Annotated in this window: 22 protein-coding genes; 20 read left to right on the top strand and 2 right to left on the bottom strand. The window is 43.6% G+C overall.

The annotated features are described in order from the left end of the window. Positions 1 to 25: 25 nt before the first annotated feature. Together rnjA and ACJ28U_RS03905 are read right to left on the bottom strand one after the other, a co-directional pair. The gene (rnjA, locus tag ACJ28U_RS03910) at positions 26 to 1,705 is read right to left on the bottom strand and encodes a ribonuclease J1 (RefSeq protein ID WP_407618434.1); all 1,680 of its coding nucleotides are present in this window, start codon (positions 1,703 to 1,705) and stop codon (positions 26 to 28) included. A 1-nt stretch (position 1,706) separates the two neighbouring features. Then, on the bottom strand, positions 1,707 to 1,919 hold the full coding sequence (locus tag ACJ28U_RS03905) for a DNA-directed RNA polymerase subunit epsilon (RefSeq protein ID WP_010373688.1): 213 nt from the start codon (positions 1,917 to 1,919) through the stop codon (positions 1,707 to 1,709). A gap of 206 nt (positions 1,920 to 2,125) precedes the next feature. Here ACJ28U_RS03905 and ACJ28U_RS03900 point away from each other — a divergent pair, with 206 nt between their 5' ends. The 20 genes from ACJ28U_RS03900 to ACJ28U_RS03805 all read left to right on the top strand — a co-directional run bounded on the left by ACJ28U_RS03900 (position 2,126) and on the right by ACJ28U_RS03805 (position 25,620). After that, on the top strand, positions 2,126 to 2,719 hold the full coding sequence (locus ACJ28U_RS03900) for a hypothetical protein (protein ID WP_099088075.1): 594 nt from the start codon (positions 2,126 to 2,128) through the stop codon (positions 2,717 to 2,719). A 2-nt stretch (positions 2,720 to 2,721) separates the two neighbouring features. Continuing rightward, positions 2,722 to 3,204, top strand: a complete 483-nt coding sequence (locus ACJ28U_RS03895; RefSeq protein WP_099088074.1) for a hypothetical protein — start codon at positions 2,722 to 2,724, stop codon at positions 3,202 to 3,204. A 48-nt stretch (positions 3,205 to 3,252) separates the two neighbouring features. After that, positions 3,253 to 3,840 carry a peptide deformylase gene (gene def / locus ACJ28U_RS03890; protein ID WP_043708371.1) on the top strand — a complete coding sequence of 196 codons (588 nt, stop codon included), beginning with the start codon at positions 3,253 to 3,255 and terminating at the stop codon, positions 3,838 to 3,840. 5 nt (positions 3,841 to 3,845) lie between these two features. Then, positions 3,846 to 4,133, top strand: a complete 288-nt coding sequence (locus tag ACJ28U_RS03885) for a UPF0223 family protein (RefSeq protein WP_010373679.1) — start codon at positions 3,846 to 3,848, stop codon at positions 4,131 to 4,133. Between the two features lie 4 nt (positions 4,134 to 4,137). Then, positions 4,138 to 4,920: an inositol monophosphatase family protein gene (locus tag ACJ28U_RS03880; protein ID WP_043708369.1), complete on the top strand. Its 783-nt coding sequence runs from the start codon at positions 4,138 to 4,140 to the stop codon at positions 4,918 to 4,920. A 102-nt stretch (positions 4,921 to 5,022) separates the two neighbouring features. Then, positions 5,023 to 6,867 (top strand): translational GTPase TypA, encoded by a 1,845-nt coding sequence (gene typA / locus ACJ28U_RS03875; RefSeq protein WP_099088073.1) that lies wholly within the window; start codon positions 5,023 to 5,025, stop codon positions 6,865 to 6,867. 138 nt (positions 6,868 to 7,005) lie between these two features. Then, entirely contained in the window at positions 7,006 to 8,238 is a 1,233-nt protein-coding gene (locus tag ACJ28U_RS03870; RefSeq protein WP_099088072.1) for an FtsW/RodA/SpoVE family cell cycle protein, read from the top strand. Then, complete coding sequence (locus ACJ28U_RS03865; RefSeq protein ID WP_063083435.1) at positions 8,235 to 8,546, top strand: YlbG family protein; 312 nt, start codon at positions 8,235 to 8,237, stop codon at positions 8,544 to 8,546. Before ACJ28U_RS03870 ends, ACJ28U_RS03865 begins: the two co-directional genes overlap by 4 nt. Next, positions 8,546 to 9,100, top strand: a complete 555-nt coding sequence (gene rsmD, locus ACJ28U_RS03860) for a 16S rRNA (guanine(966)-N(2))-methyltransferase RsmD (protein ID WP_407618433.1) — start codon at positions 8,546 to 8,548, stop codon at positions 9,098 to 9,100. The genes ACJ28U_RS03865 and rsmD overlap by 1 nt, the downstream gene beginning before the upstream one ends. A gap of 2 nt (positions 9,101 to 9,102) precedes the next feature. Then, positions 9,103 to 9,582 (top strand): pantetheine-phosphate adenylyltransferase, encoded by a 480-nt coding sequence (gene coaD / locus ACJ28U_RS03855; RefSeq protein ID WP_407618432.1) that lies wholly within the window; start codon positions 9,103 to 9,105, stop codon positions 9,580 to 9,582. 1 nt (position 9,583) lies between these two features. Further along, positions 9,584 to 10,639: a SepM family pheromone-processing serine protease gene (locus tag ACJ28U_RS03850; protein ID WP_172437036.1), complete on the top strand. Its 1,056-nt coding sequence runs from the start codon at positions 9,584 to 9,586 to the stop codon at positions 10,637 to 10,639. Positions 10,640 to 10,803: 164 nt separating this feature from the next. Continuing rightward, positions 10,804 to 12,138, top strand: a complete 1,335-nt coding sequence (locus tag ACJ28U_RS03845) for an MFS transporter (protein ID WP_099088070.1) — start codon at positions 10,804 to 10,806, stop codon at positions 12,136 to 12,138. 65 nt (positions 12,139 to 12,203) lie between these two features. After that, a complete protein-coding gene (locus ACJ28U_RS03840; protein WP_099088069.1) occupies positions 12,204 to 12,653 on the top strand; it encodes a universal stress protein in 450 nt (149 codons plus the stop codon). A gap of 300 nt (positions 12,654 to 12,953) precedes the next feature. Further along, complete coding sequence (dnaG, locus tag ACJ28U_RS03835) at positions 12,954 to 14,867, top strand: DNA primase (RefSeq protein WP_407618431.1); 1,914 nt, start codon at positions 12,954 to 12,956, stop codon at positions 14,865 to 14,867. 15 nt (positions 14,868 to 14,882) lie between these two features. Next, positions 14,883 to 16,016 carry an RNA polymerase sigma factor RpoD gene (gene rpoD, locus ACJ28U_RS03830; protein WP_099088067.1) on the top strand — a complete coding sequence of 378 codons (1,134 nt, stop codon included), beginning with the start codon at positions 14,883 to 14,885 and terminating at the stop codon, positions 16,014 to 16,016. A 126-nt stretch (positions 16,017 to 16,142) separates the two neighbouring features. Then, positions 16,143 to 17,111 (top strand): WxL protein peptidoglycan domain-containing protein, encoded by a 969-nt coding sequence (locus ACJ28U_RS03825; RefSeq protein ID WP_407618430.1) that lies wholly within the window; start codon positions 16,143 to 16,145, stop codon positions 17,109 to 17,111. Positions 17,112 to 17,218: 107 nt separating this feature from the next. Beyond that, a complete protein-coding gene (locus ACJ28U_RS03820; RefSeq protein ID WP_407618429.1) occupies positions 17,219 to 18,241 on the top strand; it encodes a WxL protein peptidoglycan domain-containing protein in 1,023 nt (340 codons plus the stop codon). Between the two features lie 278 nt (positions 18,242 to 18,519). Then, a complete protein-coding gene (locus ACJ28U_RS03815; RefSeq protein WP_407618428.1) occupies positions 18,520 to 19,473 on the top strand; it encodes a DMT family transporter in 954 nt (317 codons plus the stop codon). Between the two features lie 128 nt (positions 19,474 to 19,601). Then, positions 19,602 to 20,816 carry an MFS transporter gene (locus ACJ28U_RS03810; protein WP_407618427.1) on the top strand — a complete coding sequence of 405 codons (1,215 nt, stop codon included), beginning with the start codon at positions 19,602 to 19,604 and terminating at the stop codon, positions 20,814 to 20,816. Between the two features lie 391 nt (positions 20,817 to 21,207). Then, positions 21,208 to 25,620, top strand: coding sequence for a glycoside hydrolase family 70 protein (locus ACJ28U_RS03805; RefSeq protein ID WP_407618426.1), 4,413 nt, complete (start codon positions 21,208 to 21,210; stop codon positions 25,618 to 25,620). Positions 25,621 to 25,701: the final 81 nt, after the last annotated feature.

The raw sequence follows: 25,701 nt of genomic DNA, 5'->3' as shown, positions 1-25,701 counted from the left end.
AAACTCGCTTTTTGTTATTAAAGGCCTAGATCAAGATGAACATAGGCAAGATTAATGGGCGACGCTTAGTCTTCTCGTATAAGAAGCGTTGTAGTTGTGACACAACCGCGTTGCGAATACTGTGCTCGCTAGCGTTTGGTTCACGCATCGCTGTTAGAATCGCGTGGAAAATTTCCTTGCGACCTTCATTGATCAGGTCTTCTGACTCACGCATGTAGATAAAGCCACGTGACAAAATATCAGGACCGGCTGTGATTTCTTGGTTCTTCAAGTCGATTGTTGCTACTACAACAACCAAACCGTCTTGTGACAACATTTGGCGATCACGCAACACGGCAGAACCAACATCACCAATGCCGTTTCCATCGACATACGTGTCTTCAGCAGGAATGTGGTCTGCAACTCGGGCTGAATCAGCGGTCAAAGCAAGCACATCACCGTTATCGAGGACAAACGTGTTTTCCTTTGGCACACCAACTTCATGACTCATACCTTCGTGAACCTTCAACATCCGGTACTCGCCGTGAACCGGCATAAAGTACTTTGGCTTAATCAAAGATAATATTAACTTTTGTTCTTCTTGGCCACCGTGACCAGAAGCGTGAATATTGTTGATCTTACCATGGATAACAGTGGCACCAGCTTCTTCAAGTTCGTTAATGACACGGTTAACAGATTGTGTGTTACCAGGAATTGGTGAACTAGAGAAGATAACGGTATCATCTGGTTGGATTGAAATCTGCTTGTGAGTACCGTTAGCGATGCGGGCCAAGGCAGCCATTGGCTCTCCCTGTGATCCCGTAGACAAAATCAAGACCTCGTTCGCAGGGAGGTGATTAATTTCGTACGCATCAACCAACATTTCTTTTGGAATATCCAAGTAACCAAGGGCCAAACCATTCGTTACAGCGCTTTCCATTGAACGACCAAAGACGGCAATCTTACGTCCATGAGCAAGGGCGGCTTCAGTCGCCATTTGCACACGTGACATGTTTGAGGCAAACGTGGCAAAAATAATTCGGCCATCGATTTCATCAAACAACTTGTCGATGGTCTTACCCACCCAACGTTCTGACTTTGAAAACTCAGCTCGTTCGGCGTTCGTTGAGTCAGACATCAAAAGTAGGACACCTTCGGAACCGATGCGTGCCATCTTTTGTACGTTAGGTGGCTGCTTAGTTGTTGGGGTGAAGTCGAACTTGAAATCACCGGTCTCAACGATTGTTCCTGATGGTGTATGCACTGCAATTCCAAATGTATCTGGAATTGAGTGCGTTGTGCGGAAGAATTCGACACTCATGTTGTCAAACTTAAGAACAGTATCTTCATCAATTTCGTGAAGTTCGGTACTGTTTAACAATCCGTGCTCATCCAACTTGTTCTTAATTAATGCCAAGGCGAGAGGGCCAGCATATACAGGGACGTTAACTGCGTTCAAGAAAAAATGAATGGCTCCAATGTGGTCTTCGTGACCGTGGGTGATAACCAAAGCTTTAATCTTGTCGCGGTTTTCCTTGAGGTAGGTGTAATCAGGAATCACATAGTCAATTCCTAATAGTTCATCTTCCGGAAACTTAACACCGGCATCGACGACGATGATTTCATCACCAAATTGAATGCCATAAGTGTTCTTTCCAATTTCCCCAAGGCCACCAAGCGCATATACTGCAGTCTCGTCTGGACGAATATCCAGATTCATGACCATGTTAGAACTCCGTCAACTTAAAGTTGGGGCTTTGTTGCTCGTAAGCCAAAGCCTTTTCTGACAATTGTTCAATCAATTCAACGTTGTAGTCTGTGTTTGACTCAACTGCTAAACGTGCAGCTGGTTGATCAGCTGCATCAATGTAAAGTGATTGCGTGTTTTCACGCTTTGGGTTTTGTGTCTTAGTAGGTTGGTAGTAAACCTTAAAAATCATAATCGGTTAATCTCCTTATTTATTACTGTCTTGTACCGAACAATCTTAAAATTAATTTTATCAGAAATACCGGCTAAATACCATATTCAACGAAACTAAGGCGCATGTATCCTAAATATATTTGAAATCATGCGTCGGATTTGGGTAGTCGTTTTTTATCTACTTTTCGGTTAAACTTGAAGTAATGAAGACGGAGGACAGCAAAGATGAGTAAGAACATCTGGGAAAAAATAAAAGATAATGTCCGCGGTGTACAGGGAAAGTTCAAGCGTTCTTATGTGCCAACAACGACACCAGAAGAAGTGGCACTGGCTAATCAACTGAAAATGACGTTGCCATCAACCATTGCAACTTATATTTATGTCAGTGGGGAATGGGATACCATGGCGAGTCGTGCGTTGAGTGGTTCAGTCATTTTGTCAACTGATACGCCGGCTGAACAAAATGCCGTACTACATCAAGCAATTTCATCCGCCTATGAGGCAGAATTGTTTGCGATGGTCGATGCGTTGTCAGCAATTGACTTGGTTAAGCGTCAAACGGGTCATTTTGTGCTTGTTACTGGATTAACTGATTTCGTTCGTAACTATAACGATTTTACGTTAGCACAGCATTTTTCAGAATTGCCAGAGCGACCAACTTCAACGGATCGCCTCTATCATGATTTTGTCCAATTGGCGGCGACGTACCAATCGTTACGGGTTGTTGCTGGTGGTGAAAAGGATAAGCAACAAACAACTTTTGTGGCTCAGAAGTTAAATCGCATGCTGATGGGGTACCGCGATTCACGAGGTAAGTAATCATGTGGTTAGTTTGGGTGGCTTTATTAGTTGGATTACTGTTGCTGGCGTTGACCATCTATCGTCGGTATGGGCGTCGTTTGACTGAACGACAAATCATTGCCTCACAACAAGTTGTTAACGCTGGTATGACCGTGGCACTCCGAGAATTGGCCAATGACTTGCTACTATTTGCAATGGAACGACCAACTTCAACATTAGTGGCTAATATTTGGGGGCATGAGGTCATGGCATTCGAGTTCGAACTACCATACCGGGAGCGCCAAGAAGTTGTCGTGGTCCGGCAAGCATTGAATAATGCGCTACGTGACTATGCGCAGGATGAAAATCTAGTCAGTGCGTCAGAGACAGATATGGCCTTGGTTGTGACGGACGTCTGGTATGACAACCGTAAGCCAATGTTGCACGTCGATGTTGCGCACATCGTTAATGAAGAAACGGCCGCGTATTTACGAGATTTACGTAAGTTGAATCAACCGGTCTAGAGTTTGCTATACTAGTATTATTAAGAATTTTTTGTAGGAGATGAGCAGATGTATTTGATGAAAGATATCGTCCGTGATGGCGATCCTGTGTTGCGTCAACAAGCAGCTAAGGTGACTTTCCCTTTGTCAGATGAGGTAAAGGAAGCAACTAAGAACATGATGGAGTACTTGGTTGTCTCACAAAACGAAGAAGAGAACGAGAAGTATGGTCTTCGTCCAGGTGTTGGACTTGCGGCGCCACAAGTTGGCATTTCACAACAATTTTCGTCGATTTTGATTCCTGATGAAGATGTTGACGATACTGACATCGATGAAGACGCAGCCCCAACGTATTTCTTTAAAGGAACGATTTATAACCCAGTTATCACACGTCAATCTGTTAAGCAAACGGCTTTGTCAATGGGTGAAGGGTGCTTGTCAGTCGATGAAGATATTCCTGGGTATGTAGAACGTGCTTACCGGATTACGGTTAAGTATCAAGATGAAAATGGGGATGCACAAGAGTTAAAGTTGGAAGGCTACCCAGCCATCGTATTCCAGCACGAAATTGACCATTTGCATGGCACGCTATACTACGATCACATCAGCAAGACGGCGCCATGGGATGAAACCGATGGCACACGTTACATTGGGTAATTCGTATGGCAAACGGTGATTCGAATTTTAATTACCCAATGTTAGACGGTTGGTCAACGGCTGATATTATTGCTGTTAGTGGTCTATATTCTGCAGTGGCTACGGCTTATGAATCTGGGATTGATCGATTGAAATTGTTAGCGGCCTACGATGCATTTAAGCAAGTTGTCCCCAGCAAAGCTGAAGAAAAGCAACTTGACCGGGAATTTGGTGGTGAATCAGGGTATAGCATTTATCGCACCATCCAAGCCGCAAAGCAAAGTGATAAAAAACAGCTAAAAATGGAAGGCTAGCGGTATGAATGAAGCGCAATTAAAAAAGCTTGATCAGACTGTATTAGGCTGGTTGGACACGGTACACGATACGGTGCTCAAACGCGTCACGCAGCGCATGCGTGTAGATACAAAAGCAGGTCACCGCGATTTGGTCACTAATGTGGATCGCGAGACAGAACAATTTTACGTTGATGCAATTCGTCGTTTTGATCCTAAAGCGAAAATTCTTGGTGAAGAAGGTTTCGGGGATGCGGTTAATGACATGGCCGGTCGAGTTTGGTTTGTTGATCCAATCGATGGGACGATGAATTTTGTGAAACAACAGGCAGAATTTGCAACAATGTTGGCGCTGTATGAAGATGGTCAGCCAGTGATGGCTTGGATTATGGATGTTGTTAACCATGACATCGTCCACGGTGGTCCGGCATATGGGGTGTATCACAACGACACACCGCTGGCGACACCAAAAGATACAGGGTTGGCTGACGGATTGATCATTTTGTCTGGTGCACGCCTGCTATATGAGCAATTTGGGTTTCCTGAAGTGGCGAAGGCCGCTCTGGGATTCCGTGTGTATGGCTCGGCGGGCATTTCGTACCTACATGTTCTGACAGGTAAGGCCGTTGGATATGCCAGCAATATGAAGCCGTGGGACTACGCTGCGGGGACATTGCTTGGTGAAGCTTTAGGGTTTAAAGTCGGAAAAATTGACGACCAACCTATGAATATGTTAATATCAGGAACAGTTCTAGTGGCAACACAACAAGCATATAGCGATATTATGGCAATTGAACGTGACCTTTAATGCTTATTTCTATAGGTGGGCCGCGTGTAAGCGGCTCGCTTTTGTTAGTTGTTACACCGATTAGAGTAAAAAAGTGACGTATAGTCAAGGAGAATTAGGATTTTGGCAAAGCGCGAAAACATCCGTAACATTGCAATTATTGCCCACGTCGACCACGGTAAGACGACGTTGGTTAATGAATTGTTGAAGCAATCAGACACGCTTGATATGCGTACTGAACTTGGCGATCGTGCCATGGACACAAACGATCTTGAAAAGGAACGTGGAATCACGATCTTGGCCAAGAACACGGCCGTTAAGGTTGGCGACAAGCAAATTAACATCTTGGACACGCCAGGGCACGCGGACTTCGGTGGTGAAGTTGAGCGTATCATGGGTATGGTTGACGGTGTTTTGTTGGTTGTTGATGCCTTTGAAGGTACGATGCCACAAACTCGTTTCGTTTTGAAGAAGGCCTTTGAGCAAAACTTGACGCCAATCGTTGTTGTGAACAAGGTTGACCGTCCAGGTGCTCGTCCTAACGAAGTTGTTGATGAAGTGCTTGATTTGTTTATCGAATTGGGTGCGGATGAAGATCAATTGGAATTCCCAGTTATCTTCGCTTCAGCTATGAACGGAACATCATCATTGGATGCTGACTTGGCTACGCAAGAGCACACAATGACACCAATCTTCGACACTGTTTTCGAAACGATTCCTGCCCCAGAAGATAACTCAGACGAGCCATTGCAATTCCAAGTGTCATTGTTGGATTACAACGATTTCGTTGGACGTATCGGTGTTGGACGTGTCTTCCGTGGTAAGATCAAGGTCGGAGATAACGTTACGGTTATGAAGCTTGATGGTACGCACCAAAACTTCCGTGTAACGAAGTTGTTTGGTTTCATCGGTTTGGACCGTGTTGAAATTAACGAAGCGATTGCTGGTGACTTGATTGCTCTTTCAGGTATGGAAGAAATTTCAGTTGGTGAAACGGTTGTTGATCCAGCCCACTTGGATGCTTTGCCAATTTTGCGTATTGACGAACCAACGTTGCAAATGACGTTCCGTACGAACGATTCACCATTTGCCGGTCGCGAAGGTAAGTTTGTGACGGCTCGTCAATTGGAAGATCGTTTGCGTCGCGAATTGCACACTGACGTTTCGTTGCGTGTTGATGACACTGATGAAGCTGGTGCATGGTTGGTATCAGGACGTGGTGAGTTGCACTTGTCAATCTTGATCGAAAACTTGCGTCGTGAAGGCTTTGAATTGCAAGTTTCACGTCCACAAGTTATCTTTAAGGAAATTGATGGCGTTGAATCAGAACCATTTGAAGCGGTTCAAATTGATACTCCTGACGAGTACTCAGGTTCAGTTATCGATTCATTGAACCAACGTAAGGGTGAAATGCGCAACATGGAGCCAACTGGTACGGGTACGACTCGTATGGAATGGTTGGTACCTTCACGTGGTTTGATTGGTTACTCAACTGAGTTCATGTCATTGACACGCGGTTACGGTATCTACAACCACACGTACGAGACTTACGCACCGGTTGTTAAGAACTGGAACCCTGGTCGTCGTAACGGTACTTTGGTTTCAATTAACCAAGGAGCTGCAACGACTTACGCTATCATGGGAGTTGAAGATCGTGGAACGATGTTCATCCACCCAGGTGATGATATCTATGAAGGAATGGTTGTTGGTATGAACAGCCGTGACAACGATATCTCAGTTAACGTTACTAAGGCCAAGAATCAAACTAACGTTCGTTCATCAAACAAGGACCAAACTGCCTCAATCAAGACGCCACGTGATATGACGCTTGAAGAGTCATTGGAATTCTTGGATGATGATGAGTACGCTGAAGTAACGCCAGAACACGTTCGTATTCGTAAGCAAATTTTGGTTACGGCTGAGCGTGAGAAGGCTGCAAAGCGTCGTAAGATTGCTCAACAAGGCTAATCTATTAAAATAGACTAAGAAAACTCCCGCGACCATCTGGTCCCGGGAGTTTTTTGTAATTTCATGAAGGTCCGAGAGGAACTACTAGTTTTGTGCTAAAATTATAAGAGCAATTAAAGACAGTAAAGGGGTTCTCCTATGCAAAAAATTAACGCACGGCGGGGCAGTCTATCTGTCTTTTGGCGTGAAGTGTTAAAAATGATTGTGAAACAAGTTAAATACATGGACATCCAGATGTTGATCGCAATTGTTGCCTTAATGGTTTTTGGGACGGGAATGGTATTCACCTCAAGTACTAACATGGCAAGTGGTTCCGCGCTAAGCTTTTTTGGAAAACAGGTCCTTTTTGCAATCGTTGCATTGATCGCAATGATTGTGATGACTGTTATCCCAATTCGGTGGCATTCAAAAGGAATCAGTAAACTAATTGTGTTCTCAGTTTACATTTTAATTGGTGTCCTGATTTACACGTTCCTATTTACTGACCCAGTGTCTGGGGCTAAGGGATGGATTAATTTTGGATTTCTATCATTTCAACCAGTCGAATATTTTAAAATTGCTTTGATTTTGTGGTTTGCTTACCGTTTTTCACATCGGCAACTTGATTCAAGTCGGACCTGGCATAGTATTCGTGAACGATTGAATATTCATGATATTTTGCCACCGCTGTTTGGTGTCATTTTATCAGTTGCGATGCCTGACATGGGTGGTGCGGCTATCTTAACATTTATTATTTTGACAATGGTCTTTACGTCAGGAATAAAAGTACGGGGCTTGAGTTTCTATATTTTGGCAATCGTTGCCTTTTTGGTTGCTTTGCCTTATTTGCTACCGATAATTAGTAAGACCGGCTTGATGGCTTACCAATTAAAGCGGTTGGAAACATACGCCAATCCCTGGGCAGATTTAGACAGTGGTCACCAATTGATTAATTCTTACTATGCTATTAGCAATGGCGGCCTATTCGGGCGTGGTCTTGGTAATAGTATTCAAAAAACGGGTTATTTGCCAGAACCGAATACCGACTTCATTATGGCGGTAGTTGGCGAAGAATTGGGGGCTGTGTCAATTTTGATTGTGTTAGCCGTATTTGGTTTTATCTTATGGCGACTCATTCACTTTGCACTCCAGACGCCAAGCATGCAGTACCGTTTGATGTTGTATGGTATCTCAGCTTACATCACCATTCAAATTTTAATTAATTTAGGTGGAGTTGTCGGATTACTGCCAATTACTGGGGTGACCTTCCCAATGATTTCGTATGGTGGATCATCATTATTGTCTTGGGGAATAACGTTTGGCATTGCATTTAATGTCATCGGTTTGATTAAGCAACAACAAGAATACGAAAAGGAGCGTGCGTCGGTATGACATTTGAAGTTACCCAGCGGCGCAGTGTCATTGTCCACCTAAAGAATGTGCGACAGGCACGCCAATTACGGCGCTTTGGCGTGGTGAGTTATATTTCAGAAAAAATGAAGTATGCTGTCATTTATATGAACGAGGCAGATGTCACTACAAAATCTGCGTTGATTGAGCGATTGGGTTTTGTGTCATCAGTAGAGTTATCACACTGGCCAGACGTGGATACCACGGTAGGTAGCCAAGGTGACGGCTTTGAATTATCTGTTGATCCATCAGAATTAGCTGATGAACCAGCTGAAGAAGAGGAATTATAATGCGTATTGTTAGTGGAGAGTTTGGCGGTCGCCCTTTAAAGGCGGTCCCAGGTGATGCAACGCGACCAACGACAGATAAGGTTAAGGAAGCTATTTTTAGCATGATTGGCCCTTATTTTGACGGTGGACGCTCATTGGATTTGTATGCAGGTTCAGGTGGCTTGAGCATTGAAGGTGTGTCACGAGGCTTAGATGAAGCGGTATTGGTTGATCGTCAGTTTGCGGCGATTAAGACGATTAATGACAACATTGCGGTTACAAAGGCACCAGAAAAATTTACAGTTATTAAGAGCACAGCAGACGCGGCCATCCAACGTTTGATGGGATCGACACCATTTGATGTCTTATATTTTGACCCACCATACGCTAAGCAAACTATTTTGGCTGATTTAACCAAGTTGCAAGCTGCGAACTTGATTGCGCCGGATGCTTTGATTGTTGCAGAGACGGATCAGTTCGCGAATTTACCAGAGAATATGCCAGGGTTTAGTTTCATTAAGCAAAAAGATTACGGCATCACTGTTGTGACACTTTATCAATATGAGGGGGAGTAAATATGCGTCGGGTGTTGTTTCCAGGAAGTTTTGATCCATTTACAAATGGGCATTTAGATGTTGTTCGTCGTGCGTCGAAGTTGTTTGATGAAGTGGTTATCGGCGTTGGTACAAACAAAATGAAGAAGTATTTATTTTCTCCTGAAGAAAAGATTCAGTTAATTGAGGCGTCGACGGCTGATTTACCTAATGTATCAGTACGCGAAATGACGGGCCTTACGGTTGACTACATGAAAGAGATTGCAGCTGATACATTGGTGCGTGGTTTGCGTAATGAAACGGACTACTTGTACGAACGTGATATTGCAGAAATGAATCACTATTTGGGTACAGTTGAAACTGTTTTTTTGATGGCACGACCAGAGCACCAAAATATCTCTAGCTCAATTTTGAAAGAAGTTGTCAGTTTCGGAGCGGACGTACATGATCTTGTGCCTGCGCCAGTAGCCGCCGCTTTAATTGAAAAAGTGCAGGGTAAGTAATATGGCGAAAGCAACCCATAAGAAACGACGTTGGCTTAAAATTTCCGGCATTATTGTTGGCATTTTGATGTTGTTAGTTTTAGTTTGCCCATTACCTCTGTATGCTGAAACGCCTGGAGAAGCTGACAACTTGAGTCACTACATTAAAGTCGATGGTAAAAAGCCAAAACTTGATGGTCAATTTATGATTACAGCAGTTTATATGTCACAAGTGAACGGCATTGGCGCCATTATGGCTTGGCTAGATCCAACGGCCTCGCTGATGACATCTTATGAGGCGAATGGTGGCGGTTCATCTGCAGATAACGTCGCCATTAACAAGATTTATATGGATTCAGCTGTCAATGAAGCTAAGGCAACGGCCTATAAAGCAGCAAAAATACCTTTCAAACGGTCTTTTAACGGTATTTATGTGATGGCAGTTCAGGACAATTCTAATTTTAAAAAGGCTTTAAAAGTGGGTGACACGATTACTTCGGTTGATAATCATCACTTTAAATCAGCAAAGGGATTTCAGGATTACATTCGGTCAAATAAAGTTGGCACGAAACTGACAATTTCTTATGAGCGGAATAAGAAAGCTAAACAGGCAACTGGAAAATCCGTGGCATTAGCTGGTACTAAAAAGTTACCAGGCATTGGTATTGCACTGACGGATGATGTGTCGGTTAGTTCGTCACGTAAAGTTTCGGCCAACATGGGTGATATCGGTGGCCCGTCTGGTGGCTTGATGTTTTCGTTGGAAATGTATGACGCCTTGTCGAATCAAAATCTAGCAGCTGGTCGAAAGATTGCTGGAACAGGTACGATTGATAAGGACGGCAATGTTGGTGAAATTGGTGGTATTGATAAGAAAGTCATTGTTGCCCATGAGGCGGGTGCCAAAATTTTCTTTGCACCATATCTAAAGCCAACTAAGAGTAACTTGGCACTTGAGTCAGACGGGTTAACCAATTATCAATTGGCTGTTAAAACGGCCAAAAAATATGCACCAAATATGAAGATTGTGCCGGTTAAGACCTTTGCTGAAGCGGTTAAATATTTACAAACTCATTAAATTAAGAATGACTGTGCGTTTTGACAGGATTGGAAAATTCTGTTAATTTAGTACAAGTTGTTTCGTACAGATAGCTCGATAAGAGCCGAACACAGAGGCGTAACATCACTGCAATTAGCGGTGGTGTCGCGCCTTTTTTATTTTTTTTAGGAGGTCGATAGGAGATGCAAGCAAAGGAATGGCACGTACTTAGAGCTGTACTGGCTGCCGGAATTATGAGTTTTAGTGGTGTTTTGATTGAAACGTCAATGAATGTCACGTTCCCTGAGTTGATGCATGAGTTTAGCACAACAGCAAATGGTATTCAGTGGGTAACAACGGGTTATTTACTTGCGATTGCAGTTATTGTACCGGTGTCTGCATTTTTGATTCGAAATTTTGCGCCACGCCGACTTTTTATTATTGCAAATTTAGCATTTATTCTAGGGGTGCTTATTGACGCCTTTGCGCCAAGTTTGGGTGTTTTGCTAGTCGGACGTGTTTTACAAGGTATCGGAACAGGAATCGCGCTACCGTTAATGTTTCATATTATCTTAACTAAGTCGCCTAGTGATCGACGGGGCGTGATGATGGGGATTGGGACGATGACAACCTCGATTGCCCCCGCCATCGGACCTACATACGGGGGTGTATTGCTTAACAGCCTTGGCTGGCGTGCTATTTTCTGGTTTTTGATTGTACTTTTAGTCATTTCCCTGATGATGGGATTAACAAGTATGCCCATTGAATCAGTTGAAAAAAACGAAAAATTTGCCTTACCAGCTTTTATAACACTAGGCCTTGGCTTGGGATTATTGTTAATTGCGATTGAAAAGATGTCACTGCTATGGATTGTCATTGCTTTGGTTGTGTTGGTCATTTACTACCAATTCAATAAGCGCCAGTCCTTGCTTCGTTTGAGCATTTTGCGTAACCGTAAGTTTAATGCGTATCTTTATAGCTTTTTGGTTTACCAAGCCATTTTACTGGGACTGTCATTTATTTTGCCGAACTATTTGCAACTAGGCTTGCACGTTAGCGCCACGGCTGCCGGATTGTTTATGTTCCCTGGGGCTGTAATCGGTTCAGTTTTGGCCCCAATTTCTGGTCGTTTGTTAGATAAAGTGGGTGCTACGAAGCCGATTTTGATGGGTGTAATGATTGCAACAATTGCATTGTTGCTGATGGCGGGATTGTTTGGTCAATTAAACTTTTGGTTACTGATGGCAGTGCACATGTTATTGATGGTCGGAATTGGACTGTCATATGCTAATTTAATGACAATTACGCTGGCAACGTTGCCTGGTGCAGATAACGCCGATGGTAATAGTATCTTGAATACGTTAACCCAGTTTATCGGTGCCAGTGCCACAGCAGTTGTCGCGCAGATCTTTGCAAGTGCCGTTGCAACGCATGCGAATACCGGCGTCGTCCGTGGCTCACAATTAGGAGTAGTCGTATTAGCTGCGCTTGTTGTTGTGTCATTAGTTGTATTTATAATTAATCGTCCCCAAAAATAAGCTGAAATTCAACTAAATACACGGTATAATACGGGTAGGCAATTAAAGCTACGGGGGACAGGAACATGACAACAGAAAATGAATTGGATTATCCCATTATTTTGGCAGCTGTGGACGATTCTGAGTTAGGTCAATTAACGTTGGCTAACGCTATCCACCAAGCGCATGAGGATGGTGCGGTGTTGATTATCGCGTCTATTTTCGAAAAAGATCAGCTAAATGTGTTTGATGCGCTTTCAAAGGAGCGGACGACTGACGCACGCGCCGACGTCGAAAATGCCTTGAAACGTTACCGGCAAGAGGCGCTTGATGCGGGTGTAAAAACGGTTGCAACTGTCTTGCGTGACGGTGAGCCAGGTAAAGTGATTGTGCGTGACATTATTCCAGTTATTAAGCCTAATTTGGTTGTAATCGGGGCGCACTCGAAACGCTCGCTTTCAGATCGCTATTTTGGGACACAATCAGGTTACGTTGCAGCGAATGCACCGGTTACGGTCATGGTTGTACGGCAATAAACAAAAGATCATTTAACTGAGGGACCCGGTTAATAAATTTGTAAAAGACACCAATTGTTGTTTTGAGACAATTGGTGTCTTTTTCTGGCGGTGTTTGTTAAATGAAGTAATCCCAAGACAGTAGATATTTCACTTAAAATGTAGGACGCTTTAGTTTACATAATATTTTAGGCAAAAATGAAAAATGTTAATATACCGGCCTTTGGCTAGATTATAGGGGCTTGACAAGCTACTTGCATATTGTACGTTCCGGCGTATAATAATAAGAGCTGGAAATGTTCATTTTAAGAGATGGGGGTGATGACTATCGCAACACGTATTCCAGAACACCTTGTCGAAGAAATTCGCGAGCGTGTCAACATTGTTGATGTCATTTCGCCATATGTACAACTGAAAAAACAGGGACGTAATCTGTTTGGGCTGTGCCCGTTCCACGACGAACGCACGCCCTCGTTTTCAGTTAATGAAGATAAGCAAATTTATCACTGCTTCTCATGCGGTCGTGGGGGAAACGTGTTTAGCTTTATCATGGATATTGATAATGCAACGTTCCCACAAGCAGTTGCGAAGGTCGCACCGTTTGCGGGCGTTGACCTTGATGCATCTTACACGGCAGATGAGCCAACTGAAACAGTTGATCCACAAACGAAAGCATTACGGTCACTGTATGCAGATGCAACGAAGCTATACCATCACTTGCTAGTTAACACTGACGCGGGTGATGCTGCGCTGACGTACTTACACGAGCGTGGTTTAGATGACGGAACGATTGATGCCTTTATGTTAGGGTACGCACCTGAAAATGATGTTTTATACAATTATTTCAATGAACAAGGCGTAGATTATCAATTATTGCGAGCGTCTGAATTATTTATTGAGTGGGACGATGGATCGTTGCATGATCGCTTCACAAATCGTGTGCTTTTTACAATTCGTGATGCTGCAGGGCACCCAATTGCATTTTCTGGGCGTCGCTTATCGAATGACGACTCACAGGCAAAGTATATGAATTCGCCAGAGAGTCCGTTATTTAATAAGTCACAAGAATTGTTTAATTTGGATTTGGCTAAAGGTGCCATCCGTAAGCAAAAACAGGTTGTTTTATTCGAAGGATTTATGGATGTCATCGCCGCATTCCAAGCTGGTGTTCAAAATGGGGTTGCCTCAATGGGAACATCTTTGACAACGGAACAAGTCCAGATTTTGTCACGAATGGCCGACAAGATTAGTATCAGTTATGATGCTGATGACGCCGGACAACGGGCGACAAAGCGGGCACTCGACTTAGTGGCACAGAACGGTAAAATGGAAGCCACGGTTGTGCATATTCCAGATAACCAAGACCCAGATGAATTTTTACGTGCCAATGACGTATCAGCATTTTTGAATGTGTTATCACATAATACGGAAGATCCGATTGCTTTCAATATCCGTTATTTGCGGATGGGACGTGATTTAACAAATCAAACAGAAATGTTTGCCTATGTTAGTGACGTGTTAGGGACGATTGCAACTGTGACCGAACCGGTTATGCGCGAAACGTATTTGCGCCAAATTGGTGAGGAGTTCAACATCGGTTTGGACGCCTTGCAGGATCAGCTACGGCCGTTGTTGTTGCAACAACAAGCACGACGATCGAATCCGCGACGCTCGAATAACAAGCGGTCACGCCAAAGCGAGCGCGTTGCTGATGCTGATTTTGGTGCGGCACCGTATGATGAGTGGCAAGATAGTGCGCCTGCACCTGTACCAGCGCCGGTTGCACCGACAATTTCGCGAGTTGAACAAGCAGAGCGAATGTTGCTGGCTTGGATGTTACAGGATAATGATGTCTGGCTACAAGTAACCAACACACCAGATTTTACTTTTGCTGATGTACCGTATGAAACGATTATGATGCTCGCATCAGGTTACCGATCAGAACATGGTAACCAGCCAATTACTGATATGGCTGGATTTATGGATTACGTACAGAAAGCAGATTTGACTAGAATATTGGCCACATTGGATACTTACGCGCCTGAATTATTCACGGATCGATCGCAAGTTGATGAATATATTCAATTTATTAGTCATGACGCACCATTATCTGATAGAATTAATAGGTTACAACGACAAATTAAAGAAGCTAATCAAATGCACAACGATGCATTAGTTGCTCAGTTAAGTGTTGAATATTTAGCTGCGCTTCGTGAACAACAAACACACAAGTAACTTAAGGAGGCCGCTATGGCAGAAAAGCAAGCACCTATCTCAGCTAAGTTTGATCAAGTTGAGTTTGATAAGGCAGTGAAGAACATCATCAAGGAGTTCAAAGCTGATAAAGAAATCAAGGAAAATGCCCTCCAAGATGCTTTGGTTAAGCCAATGCGTTTGAATGCTGATCAAATCGATGAATTATACGAAAAGATCGAATCCGCAGGAATCTCAATCGTTGACGAAAAGGGAGAGCCAACTGCGCGTGCATTGGAAAATAAGAAAACTAAGTTATCAGATAAGGAGTTGAAGCAAGCTGCTGATGCGCCAACTGGTATGAAGATTAATGACCCTGTCCGGATGTACTTGAAGGAAATTGGGCGTGTCTCATTGCTAACTGGTGACGAAGAAGTTGCTTTGGCTGAGCGTATTGAGCAAGGCGATGACACGGCCAAGCAAGAACTGGCAGAAGCTAATTTGCGTTTGGTGGTATCAATTGCTAAGCGTTATGTTGGTCGTGGGATGCAATTCTTGGACTTGATTCAAGAAGGAAACATGGGATTGATGAAGGCGGTTGAAAAGTTTGATTACCGTAAGGGATTTAAGTTTTCAACGTACGCCACTTGGTGGATTCGTCAAGCGATTACACGTGCGATTGCTGACCAAGCTCGTACAATTCGTATTCCTGTGCACATGGTTGAAACGATTAACAAGTTGATCCGTATTCAACGTAACTTGCTACAGGACTTGGGGCGTGAGCCAACGCCAGAAGAAATTGGTGCCGAGATGGACATCGTAACCGACAAAGTTCGTGATATCTTGAAGATTGCGCAAGAGCCTGTATCATTGGAAACGCCAATTGGTGAAGAGGATGATTCGCATTTGGGTGACTTCATTGAGGATAACGAAGCCATTTCGCCTGCAGATTCAGCTGCTTACCAAATGTTGAAGGAACAATTGGAATCAGTACTGGATACGTTGACGGATCGTGAAGAGAACGTTTTGCGTCTGCGTTTCGGTTTGGAAGATGGTCGTACACGTACTTTGGAAGAAGTCGGTAAGGTATTTGGGGTTACGCGTGAGCGTATTCGTCAAATTGAAGCCAAGGCACTTCGTAAGTTACGCCACCCATCACGTTCAAAGCAATTGCGTGATTTCTTGGATTAAAATTAAAGCTAATGAGCCGGGGCGAACGCCTCGGTTTTTTAGTAACGACAGAATACTTATTTTTTCACAGTTAAAAGCATGCCGGGCCAGGATATTTTTTTGCTAGCGTTGCATAAGGAGGGGGAAATGCGAAGATTTTTATTAATGCTTTTGGGGAGCATCTTGTTGTTTGTTGGCAGTGTTCAAGCTGCCGAACGTGATTTTTCAGTTGCCATCGACACGGCTATTTCTGAACAACGGCAACCATCCAATACGGCATACTATGATTTGTTATTGGCACCAGGAGCTACAAAAGAATTAGCTTTTATTCTAACTAACCATACGGATGACGATTTGCGGATTGCGATTAATACGAGTAATGCCACCACATCAAGTAGCGGTCACATTACGTATCAACCATTGACGGAGAATCAAGCGCCGACGGTTCAGATGACGGATTATCTACAAACCGCTAAAACTGTTGTTATCCCCGCAGACGGGCGGAAAACGGTCACAGCAACGCTTACAATGCCTAATACAGCGAACATCGGATTAATGGCAGGTGGGGTGTCATTTACAGCTATCAAAGCAAAGCAGGATATTGATGATAAAGTTCAGTTAGCTCACGCGCTGTCTTATACGATTGCTGTTCACGCCCGTGCGCAGGCACAACTACCTAAAACGTCGTTATCATTGTCAAAGCCAACAGCACTTTCGTTACCGAATCGGACAGGCATTGCGTTTCAGATTAATAATAAAGTTGGACGATTTGTGAATGATCTCTCGGGTACTGCGTCACTAACCGATATCGCAACTAATAAACAAATCATGAAGTCAACGTTCAAACAGATTTCGCTGGCGCCAAACACATCGTGGCCACTAACCGTTTCCCGTAAAAATAAGCAATTACCGCCGGGGAAGTATCGTCTAACCGTTCATGTCAAAACGACGGGGCTGACCCAGTCCTGGCGTGAACAGGTAACGGTCAGAGTGGCGCGCCAAAACCAGCAAGGACGGCGTCTTTCATTGGGGCGGGTCGGAATTGGTATGATAAGTATCGGTGCAATTGCAGCTATTAGTTATTGGATCATTTCTAAAAGCCAACCGAATGGCTAGTTAATAACTAACAAATAAATGGTACTTGGCTATGGCTACTGCGTGCATTTTATTAGCAGACATTCTATAATTAATCTTTAGTTAGAGAAAATTAGGGGTACGGGTTTATGAACTTGCGAACAACGATACTTGCTGTCGCATCAACATTAATGTTTGGTGCGGTTGGTGTGACGGGTCATGCGGATGACGCTAAACTGCCGGATTATGATATAACGGCTTCAATTCCGGCCACTCAGATTAATAAGAATAATTTATCAGCGATTGATCTAAAGTTGGCACCAGGTCAAGAAGAACATGTGACATTCTATATTACAAATAACACGAAAAAGCCAATTGACTTGCAGTTAACAGGTGGGACGGCCACTACCCGCGATAATGGTATTATCAATTATGTGACAGGTAGCCAAAATGTGACTGGTCAAGTGCCGTATAAGGTTGGTGATTATATTACCATTCAAAATACGGTGACTGTACCTGCTGCTGGTGAAACGTCAGTGGCTGGGACGATTAAAATGCCGGACCATGCTATTCAAGGTCAGTTGGTTGGTGGGGTGTCGTTTGTCCATACGACGAGCGCAAACACGGCTTCTGAGATACCTGTTATTTTGCAAAACGATACAACACCGGTACCGGCAGATGTGAAAATCGGCCGTGCCGCGTTGACGCAATTGACGAGCGCACGCGTCATTGGTGTCAAATTAACCAATAATGCTAATCAACTCGTGAACGATGCAACTGTGGCAACTAAGGTTCAGGATCATAATGGTAAAACAGTTTTTGAAAAGACCTCGCATCGCGTTGATATGGCGCCGAAGTCAACTTTTAACTTTGAAATCAAAGACAAGGTGAAGTCGATTAAGCCAGGGAAGTATACAGTTAAGGTTCAGGTTAAAACAGCTGATACGACTAAGACAGCCACTAAAACATTGACGGTAACTGCAGCACAAGTAGCTGAACTGACTGGTTCGGCAGTAGCAGGCAACGATTGGCGACAACCACGTAATTGGTGGAAATTGGCCGTGGGACCAATTATTGTGTTCTTAGCGGTATTCTTACTTGCGCGATACCTATTGCCTGCTCGAAAGCGTCGTGGTGGCACACCGAAAGATTTGAAACGAAAAGATAACTAAACGTAACACCTGCCATATGGTGTTTAAGTGGTCGCTATTCAATTTATTTTGAATGGCGACTTTTTTGCTTCGTTGCAACACTTAACGGAAAAATTTTCACAAGCTTGTGAAGCGTTTGTGCGAATGTGTTTATTGAAAATACTGTTAATACAAGGAATTAAAATTAAAAAAGAACCAAATTTCACAAACTTGCTTGCTCAAAATACTTGCATTTCATTTTTAAAGAACTACAATAATAAAGCAATAATAATTATAAGTAAGTTTCGAGGAGAAGAATTGTGGTTCTTGTATTTCTAGGTTTGTCGCTCTTTGCTGGTTTTATGTTGGCAAACCAAAATCCAATTAACGCTGACATGAAGAAGGTGGTTGGTTCACCATTCATTTCAGCGGCAATTTCATTTTTGATTGGTTCAATCTTTTTAGGTGGTTTAAGTGCGGTTATGTCACATCGTGTGTTCCCATCAGGGGATTTCATTAGTTCGAATCCGGCTTGGATTTGGCTAGGTGGTGTGCTAGGTGCTGTCTATTTGACATCGAATGTGTTACTATTCCCACGATTGGGTGCGATTCAGACGGTTATTTTGCCAATTTTGGGTCAAATTCTAATGGGTACGATTATTGATACCTTTGGTTGGTTTGGTACGGCACAAACGCCTTTGACGTTGATGCGCGTCATCGGCTTGATTGTGTTGATTGCTGGCGTTGTTGTGGCAGTTGTTTTGCCGAACGTCCTAAACAAGGATGTGGAGGCAATGGATAAGGCTATTCAGGAGAGTGAAACAAAGCCGGTCTTGCTCGGTTGGCAAATCTGGGCAATTTTTACTGGAACATTGTCAGCAATGCAGCAGGCGATTAACGGTCACTTAGGAGCATTGTTGCAAGCGCCAGCGCAAGGCTCATTCATTTCATTCTTTGTTGGGTTTATCTTAATTACCATCGTTGCTTTGGTCGTTGATAAGCGCTTGCCTAAGGTTTCAGAGTTAAATCAGGCTAAGTCATGGAACTGGCTTGGTGGTATTTTGGGTGGTCTATTCGTCTTCGCCAGTGTTTTGTCAGTGCCAAAGATTGGCGCTGGTTTGACGATTACGATGGGATTGATTGGTCAAATTGTTGGTTCAATGCTTGTGCAACAATTTGGTTGGTGGCGTTCAGCCAAGGCTAGTGTTAACGGTATTCAAATTTTGGGTGTTGTTGTAATGGCCGTTGGTGTTGTCTTTATCAAGTTTCTTTAATAATTAACACTATTTAAAAAAAGATCCTTTGCGCGGTAATATTACCAATCAAAGGGTCTTTTTTTCAGTGTTACTGATGTGCGAGCTATGATAAACTGGAGAGAATTATAGGTGGGAGGTGAACTGATATGATTGAAAATGATAAGCGCTTAGCGAAATTTAGTTTTCCACTACTTGCGTCGAATTTTGCTTCGGTGTTTGGAGATGGCGTCTATCGGTTTGGCCTGAATTGGTTTTTAGTATCTAGTTATGGTAATGCAAAAATTTTAGGCTGGTTAACGGGGTTCGGGTTTTTAGTTTACCTATTAAATGATGTTTACGTTGGTTCGGTGCTGGACCGGTTTAATCGTAAGTGGGTGTTGTTAGGCGCAGATTTATTTGGCGCCATCGGGGCTTTAACGTTATCGTTGTTAATTGATCCGACTAAGCCCCAACTCTGGGTGTTATTTTTACTAACCTTCATTTTGAATGTGGATGTCTCATTTGCTTATCCAGCTGCGCGCGCAATTTTGCCAGATGTCATCAAGTCGAGTGCACTGGCCCGGTTTAACGCATGGGCCAGTGCAGCCTTCTCGACGGGACAAGCTTTTGGGCCACTAGTCGGTGGTCTATTGCTTCACTTGAAATGGATTAACTTACAAACATTTTTGCAGTTGTTTGGTGTGATGCTCGTCATCACGGTCTTGTTGAACTTGGCTATTAGATATCAGCCACAACCAAAAGATTCTAATACGCCATCGGAGTCATTTCTAGCCAGTTTGGTGGGTGGTTACAAATACGTGTTGTCCCAGCCAAAATTATTTGAGTCGATGTTGCTAACGATGTGGAGCAATTTCTTCTTTGAAGGATTTATTATTGCGATGCCATTTCTGATTCAGCACAATTATCACGGATCAGCTTCGTCATATTCTACGGCTTTAACTTTGGCTGCAGTTGCGGGTATCATTGCGGGCATCATTTTGGCCCGCTTACCAAAATTCAATTCGTTAAATACGCTGTATTGGGATCTGTTTGTTCTAGGTGGGGCTTTTATCATCGGCACATTCATTCAAGAAATTTGGGTGTTTATCGGTCTAGTTATCTTGAATGGGTTCGCTCGAGCATCATTTGTTATTAAGATCAATACGGTTCGTCAACAAGAGAGTGCACCAGCATACTTGGGACGAGTATTTGGTATTTCTTTCTTTGCGACAGATTTATTTGCCCCAATCATAACAATTGCTTTTGGATACGGGGTATCTGAATTAGGCGAATGGACGGTCTTTTTGCTTGGCGCGATGATGGTTGTCGGCATGCTGGCAATTAAGATCATTAGCAAACGTCATGCGCAACATTTCGAATAGCATAATATCTTTAAGGTCGATGATTTGACAGTTAGTCGCTGTTGCTTCAGCGACTTTTTTATTTATTTGGGCTGTCAATAATGGTGGCTTGTGAAATATCAAAAATTTATTTTCGTATATTTGTTATATTTTAACTGTATTAGATTTACAGTTGTAAACCCAAAGGAACTCGAGGAGCTGATGGCATGAGTAAAGATGGGGGACTGTGACTAAATGCAATTGGGATAAAAACATCGATTTGACTGACTGGGCACATTATACCTGCATATGAATAAAATGGAACCGGTTCTAAAGCGACATTGTGAAAAAATTGACAGAGAGATTATGCCCGCGTTAAGGTGAATCTTACACCAAGGCCTTGGGGATATGAATAGAATACGGGGATATAATTTTGCAAGACGAGTCACAGAAGTTTAGAAAGAAGATGTATAAGTCCGGAAAGTTTTGGGTAGCTGCCGGTGCTTTGTTTGTTGGGTTAGCGTTCGTTGGTAACGCGCAGGCTGATACTGTATTACCAAGTGAGCAACGTGTAACGGAGGCGACACAGACCAGTGATGACATGGTTGCCACCAAGTCACCAGATTCAGCGGCGGACGTAAAAACAGAGAGTGTTGTCACGAGCAACCTGCCTGACAGTGCCAGCATCACGGTTGACAGCACAAGTACAAGTGCAAGTACAAGTACAAGTGCAAGTGCGGTAAGTGATACCACAAGTGCAAGCTCCCTGAGTGATAGTGCGATTGCGCCGGATGCTGGATCACAATTTGCAAGCTCGTCTGTGCCAACGTCATCATCAGCTGTGTCGTCACTAGAGGCAACAACCAGTGGTAACGATGACCGTCAATCAGCGGCAGTAACGAGCGCAGATGTTAGTTCGGTTGCAACGAATAGTTCAGCTTCTTCAGTCAAAACAGCCACAAGCGAATCAGCAGTGATAAGCAGCGCGGTGTCAGATGGTTACCATGATGAAGGCGGTGATTGGGTCTATTATCGAGCTGGGAAAAAGTTAGTCGGACGACAAACAATTGATACGTTTGGGGTTTACTTTGACGCCGATGGCAAACAAGTCAAAGGTGATTGGCGTGAAAGTGATGGTCAACGAGCATACTATGATGGACAAGAAGGACGCGCGTTGACACAAACACAAGCAGTCAATGGTGTTATCTACGGATTTAATCAAAATGGTTATCAAATTAAGAATGGTTTCGGCCAAACTGCTAATCGAGATACGTATTATTTCGATGGACAGGGTAGTGTCGTAACGGGAATTCGGACAATCGCAAACAAGGTTTATGATTTTGATGAACAAGGTCGGATGTTGAAAGGGGTCGCCGCGTCAGTTGATGGCAAAATGATGTATTTTGATGATCAAACGGGTGTTGCGCAACCGACTGATCATCCTGAATTTAACCCTGAAACGGAACCGGTTCCTGATGGGAATATCAAGCATAATGCAGCGCATGGTACGACACCGGCAGATTTTGATACGATGGCTGGTTACCTGACGGCTGATACGTGGTATCGACCAACGGATATTTTAGAAAATGGTCAGACATGGCGTGAATCGCAACCAACTGAATTTCGACCATTGTTAGCAACTTGGTGGCCAACAAAACAAACCCAGGCTGATTACGTGAACTACATGAATCACGCATTAGATATGGCAAATAAAAATGTGTCAGCCACTGATTCAGAGGCCACCCTGACTGCGGCAACCGATGCTATTCAAGCGGCCATTGAGCACCAAATCACAGTACGCCAATCAACAACCTGGTTACGTGAATTAATGGCTGCGTTTGTCGTGACACAACCACAGTGGAATAAAACAAGTGAAGATGTTAATGATGATCATTTGCAAGGTGGGGCACTAACATTTGAAAACAATGGCGACACAGACGCTAATTCGGATTATCGCCTCATGAATCGCACACCAACAAATCAGACTGGTGAGCGCTTGTATCACATTGATGACTCACTTGGCGGTTATGAATTATTGCTGGCTAATGACGTTGACAACTCAAATCCACAAGTTCAGGCAGAACAATTGAATTGGTTGTACTACTTGATGCATTTTGGGGATATTACAGCAGGTGATCCAGATGCAAATTTTGATGCGATACGAATTGATGCGGTCGATAATGTCGATGCTGATTTACTTCAACTAGCGGCGCAATATTTCCGGGATGCCTATGGCATGGCCACGACTGATGCGACATCAAATAAGCATCTTTCAATACTTGAGGATTGGAGCCACAATGATCCGGCCTATATGCAAGCACATGGCAATGATCAATTGACGATGGATGATTACATGCACACACAGTTGATTTGGTCGTTAACCAAGCCGGAGGCACAACGTGGTACCATGGCACGATTTATGGATTTCTATCTCACCAACCGAGCCAATGATGATACAGAAAATACGGCGCAACCTAGTTATTCATTTGTGCGTGCCCATGATAGTGAAGTGCAAACAGTCATTGCTGAAATCGTGACAAAACTGCATCCTGAAGCAGGAAATGGGTTAATGCCGACGGAAGAACAAATGGCGGAAGCGTTTAAGATTTACAATGCGGACCAAAAGAAGGCCGTGAAGACTTACACGCATTACAATATGCCATCTGCATACGCCATGCTGTTAACGAATAAAGATGTTATTCCACGGGTTTACTATGGTGACTTATACACGGATGATGGGCAATTCATGGCGACAAAATCACCTTATTTTGATGCGATTTCAGCCATGTTACAAGCACGTACGAAGTATGTTGCTGGTGGACAGACGATGGCGGTTGACAAGCGAGATGTCTTGACTAGCGTTCGGTTTGGTAAGGGTGCGATGACAGCCAATGATTTGGGAAATGCTGAGACCCGAACTGAAGGTGTGGGATTGATTGTTAGCAACAACCCTAAGTTGCAATTGGGACAGCAAGATAATGTGGTCCTACACATGGGACTGGCACACGCGAACCAGGCATTCCGAGCAGTCGTGCTGACGACGGCGACCGGATTAACTATTTATAATGACGATGATGCACCAATTCGTTATACCGATAATAAGGGTGATTTAATTTTTACTAACCACGACGTGTATGGCGTGTTGAATCCACAGGTGTCAGGCTTCTTGGCGATGTGGGTACCTGCTGGTGCACCAGCGACACAGGATGCGCGGTCTGCTGCGTCAACAAATAATTCAACAGATGGATCGGCATATCATTCTAATGCGGCTTTGGATAGTCAAGTGATTTTTGAAGCATTTTCTAATTTTCAGGCTATGCCAACAAGCCATGACACATACACCAACGTTGTATTAGCCAATCATGCTGACCAGTTACACGATTGGGGAATAACTTCTGTGCAGCTAGCCCCACAATACCGTTCCTCAACTGACGGGACCTTTTTAGATGCGATTATCCAAAATGGCTATGCCTTTACTGACCGTTATGATCTAGGGTTCGGTACGCCAACTAAATACGGGGATGATAAGGATTTGCGGAACGTCATCAAAGCGTTGCATGCAAATGGCATGCAAGTAATGGCTGATTTTGTCCCTGACCAATTGTATACATTACCTGGTAAGGAATTGGTACAAGTAACCCGAACAAACAATATGGGGGAGCCAGATACACATTCTGACATCCAACATATTTTATATGTGACGAGTACTCGTGGTGGCGGTGAGTATCAGAAACAGTACGGTGGTGAGTTCCTTGAGCGCTTACGTGCACTATATCCTGATTTATTTACGACACGTCAAATTTCAACGGGACAAACCATTGATGATTCAGTAAAAATTAAAGAATGGTCAGCTAAGTATTTGAATGGTACCGCAATTCAAGGTCGTGGTGCGGGTTATGTACTGCGCGATAATGGTACTAATGCTTACTACAAGGTGACGGCAAATGACGGTAATGTAAACTTGCCAAAGCAATTACTCGGACAACCGGTGATGACCGGATTTTATCATGAGGCAGACGGTTATCATTTTGAAACATTGAGTGGTACATCGGCCCGAGATGCCTTTATTATGGATGACGATGGGGCACTGTACTATTTTGATGATCAAGGCGTCATGGTAACAGGTAAGCAACGTGTACACCAAGATCAATATTTCTTCTTGCCAAATGGTGTTGCTTTGACGGATGCTTTCGTACAAACGGCTGATGGTCAACGTCAATACTATGATAAAACAGGTCGACTGGTTATTAACCAATACGTTACTGACCATCAAGCAAATGCGTTCCGGGTTGATGCAGATGGTAACGTTGTCCGCAACCAGGCCTTAACCGTTGACGGTCATGAACAATACTTCGGCGCGAACGGTGTCCAAGCAAAAGCCGTGCTCATTCGAACCGACGATAATCGGGCACGCTACTACGAAGCAAATAGTGGTAATCTGGTGAAGCAACAGTTTATTCTTGATACAGATGGGCATTGGTTTTATGCAGATGCTGCAGGAGACTTGGCACGAGGACAAATTACGGTTGGCCAAGACACGTTGTACTTTGACGCTAATAATCACCAGGTAAAAGATGATTTCGTCTATGAGAATGACGGTGTGCACTACTTTAATGGCACAACAGGCGCTGAAATCAAACAAGATTACGCTTTTCATGATGGGAAATGGTACTACTTTGATGAGCTGGGACGAATGGTAACGGGCTTGCAACGCATTAATGGTGAGTATCGCTATTTCGATGCTAATGGTGTGCAGCTCAAGGGCGGTACAGTGACTGATCCACTAACACACCAAACATACGCTTTGGATTCGCAAAGTGGTGTCGGCACGTTGGTGACGATTTAACTGAATAACGGACTGGAAAAGACGATTTAGTATCGTCTTTTTTAGTTTCGATAACTAAATAAGTGCTCATTTTTGCGTTGG

It is taken from the genome of Weissella sp. MSCH1 (assembly GCF_045799135.1).
Lineage (GTDB): Bacteria > Bacillota > Bacilli > Lactobacillales > Lactobacillaceae > Weissella.
Note: the sequence above shows the minus strand (reverse complement) of the source record. Positions and strands in the feature narration are given on the sequence as shown.

What these genes read in the sequence shown, in the direction of transcription:
- rnjA (WP_407618434.1), bottom strand. Translation starts at nt 1,705, where the DNA reads ATGGTCATGAATCTGGATATTCGTCCAGACGAGACTGCAGTATATGCG.
- ACJ28U_RS03905 (WP_010373688.1), bottom strand. Translation starts at nt 1,919, where the DNA reads ATGATTTTTAAGGTTTACTACCAACCTACTAAGACACAAAACCCAAAG.
- ACJ28U_RS03900 (WP_099088075.1), top strand. Translation starts at nt 2,126, where the DNA reads ATGAGTAAGAACATCTGGGAAAAAATAAAAGATAATGTCCGCGGTGTA.
- ACJ28U_RS03895 (WP_099088074.1), top strand. Translation starts at nt 2,722, where the DNA reads ATGTGGTTAGTTTGGGTGGCTTTATTAGTTGGATTACTGTTGCTGGCG.
- def (WP_043708371.1), top strand. Translation starts at nt 3,253, where the DNA reads ATGTATTTGATGAAAGATATCGTCCGTGATGGCGATCCTGTGTTGCGT.
- ACJ28U_RS03885 (WP_010373679.1), top strand. Translation starts at nt 3,846, where the DNA reads ATGGCAAACGGTGATTCGAATTTTAATTACCCAATGTTAGACGGTTGG.
- ACJ28U_RS03880 (WP_043708369.1), top strand. Translation starts at nt 4,138, where the DNA reads ATGAATGAAGCGCAATTAAAAAAGCTTGATCAGACTGTATTAGGCTGG.
- ACJ28U_RS03870 (WP_099088072.1), top strand. Translation starts at nt 7,006, where the DNA reads ATGCAAAAAATTAACGCACGGCGGGGCAGTCTATCTGTCTTTTGGCGT.
- ACJ28U_RS03865 (WP_063083435.1), top strand. Translation starts at nt 8,235, where the DNA reads ATGACATTTGAAGTTACCCAGCGGCGCAGTGTCATTGTCCACCTAAAG.
- rsmD (WP_407618433.1), top strand. Translation starts at nt 8,546, where the DNA reads ATGCGTATTGTTAGTGGAGAGTTTGGCGGTCGCCCTTTAAAGGCGGTC.
- coaD (WP_407618432.1), top strand. Translation starts at nt 9,103, where the DNA reads ATGCGTCGGGTGTTGTTTCCAGGAAGTTTTGATCCATTTACAAATGGG.
- ACJ28U_RS03850 (WP_172437036.1), top strand. Translation starts at nt 9,584, where the DNA reads ATGGCGAAAGCAACCCATAAGAAACGACGTTGGCTTAAAATTTCCGGC.
- ACJ28U_RS03845 (WP_099088070.1), top strand. Translation starts at nt 10,804, where the DNA reads ATGCAAGCAAAGGAATGGCACGTACTTAGAGCTGTACTGGCTGCCGGA.
- ACJ28U_RS03840 (WP_099088069.1), top strand. Translation starts at nt 12,204, where the DNA reads ATGACAACAGAAAATGAATTGGATTATCCCATTATTTTGGCAGCTGTG.
- dnaG (WP_407618431.1), top strand. Translation starts at nt 12,954, where the DNA reads ATGACTATCGCAACACGTATTCCAGAACACCTTGTCGAAGAAATTCGC.
- rpoD (WP_099088067.1), top strand. Translation starts at nt 14,883, where the DNA reads ATGGCAGAAAAGCAAGCACCTATCTCAGCTAAGTTTGATCAAGTTGAG.
- ACJ28U_RS03825 (WP_407618430.1), top strand. Translation starts at nt 16,143, where the DNA reads ATGCGAAGATTTTTATTAATGCTTTTGGGGAGCATCTTGTTGTTTGTT.
- ACJ28U_RS03820 (WP_407618429.1), top strand. Translation starts at nt 17,219, where the DNA reads ATGAACTTGCGAACAACGATACTTGCTGTCGCATCAACATTAATGTTT.
- ACJ28U_RS03810 (WP_407618427.1), top strand. Translation starts at nt 19,602, where the DNA reads ATGATTGAAAATGATAAGCGCTTAGCGAAATTTAGTTTTCCACTACTT.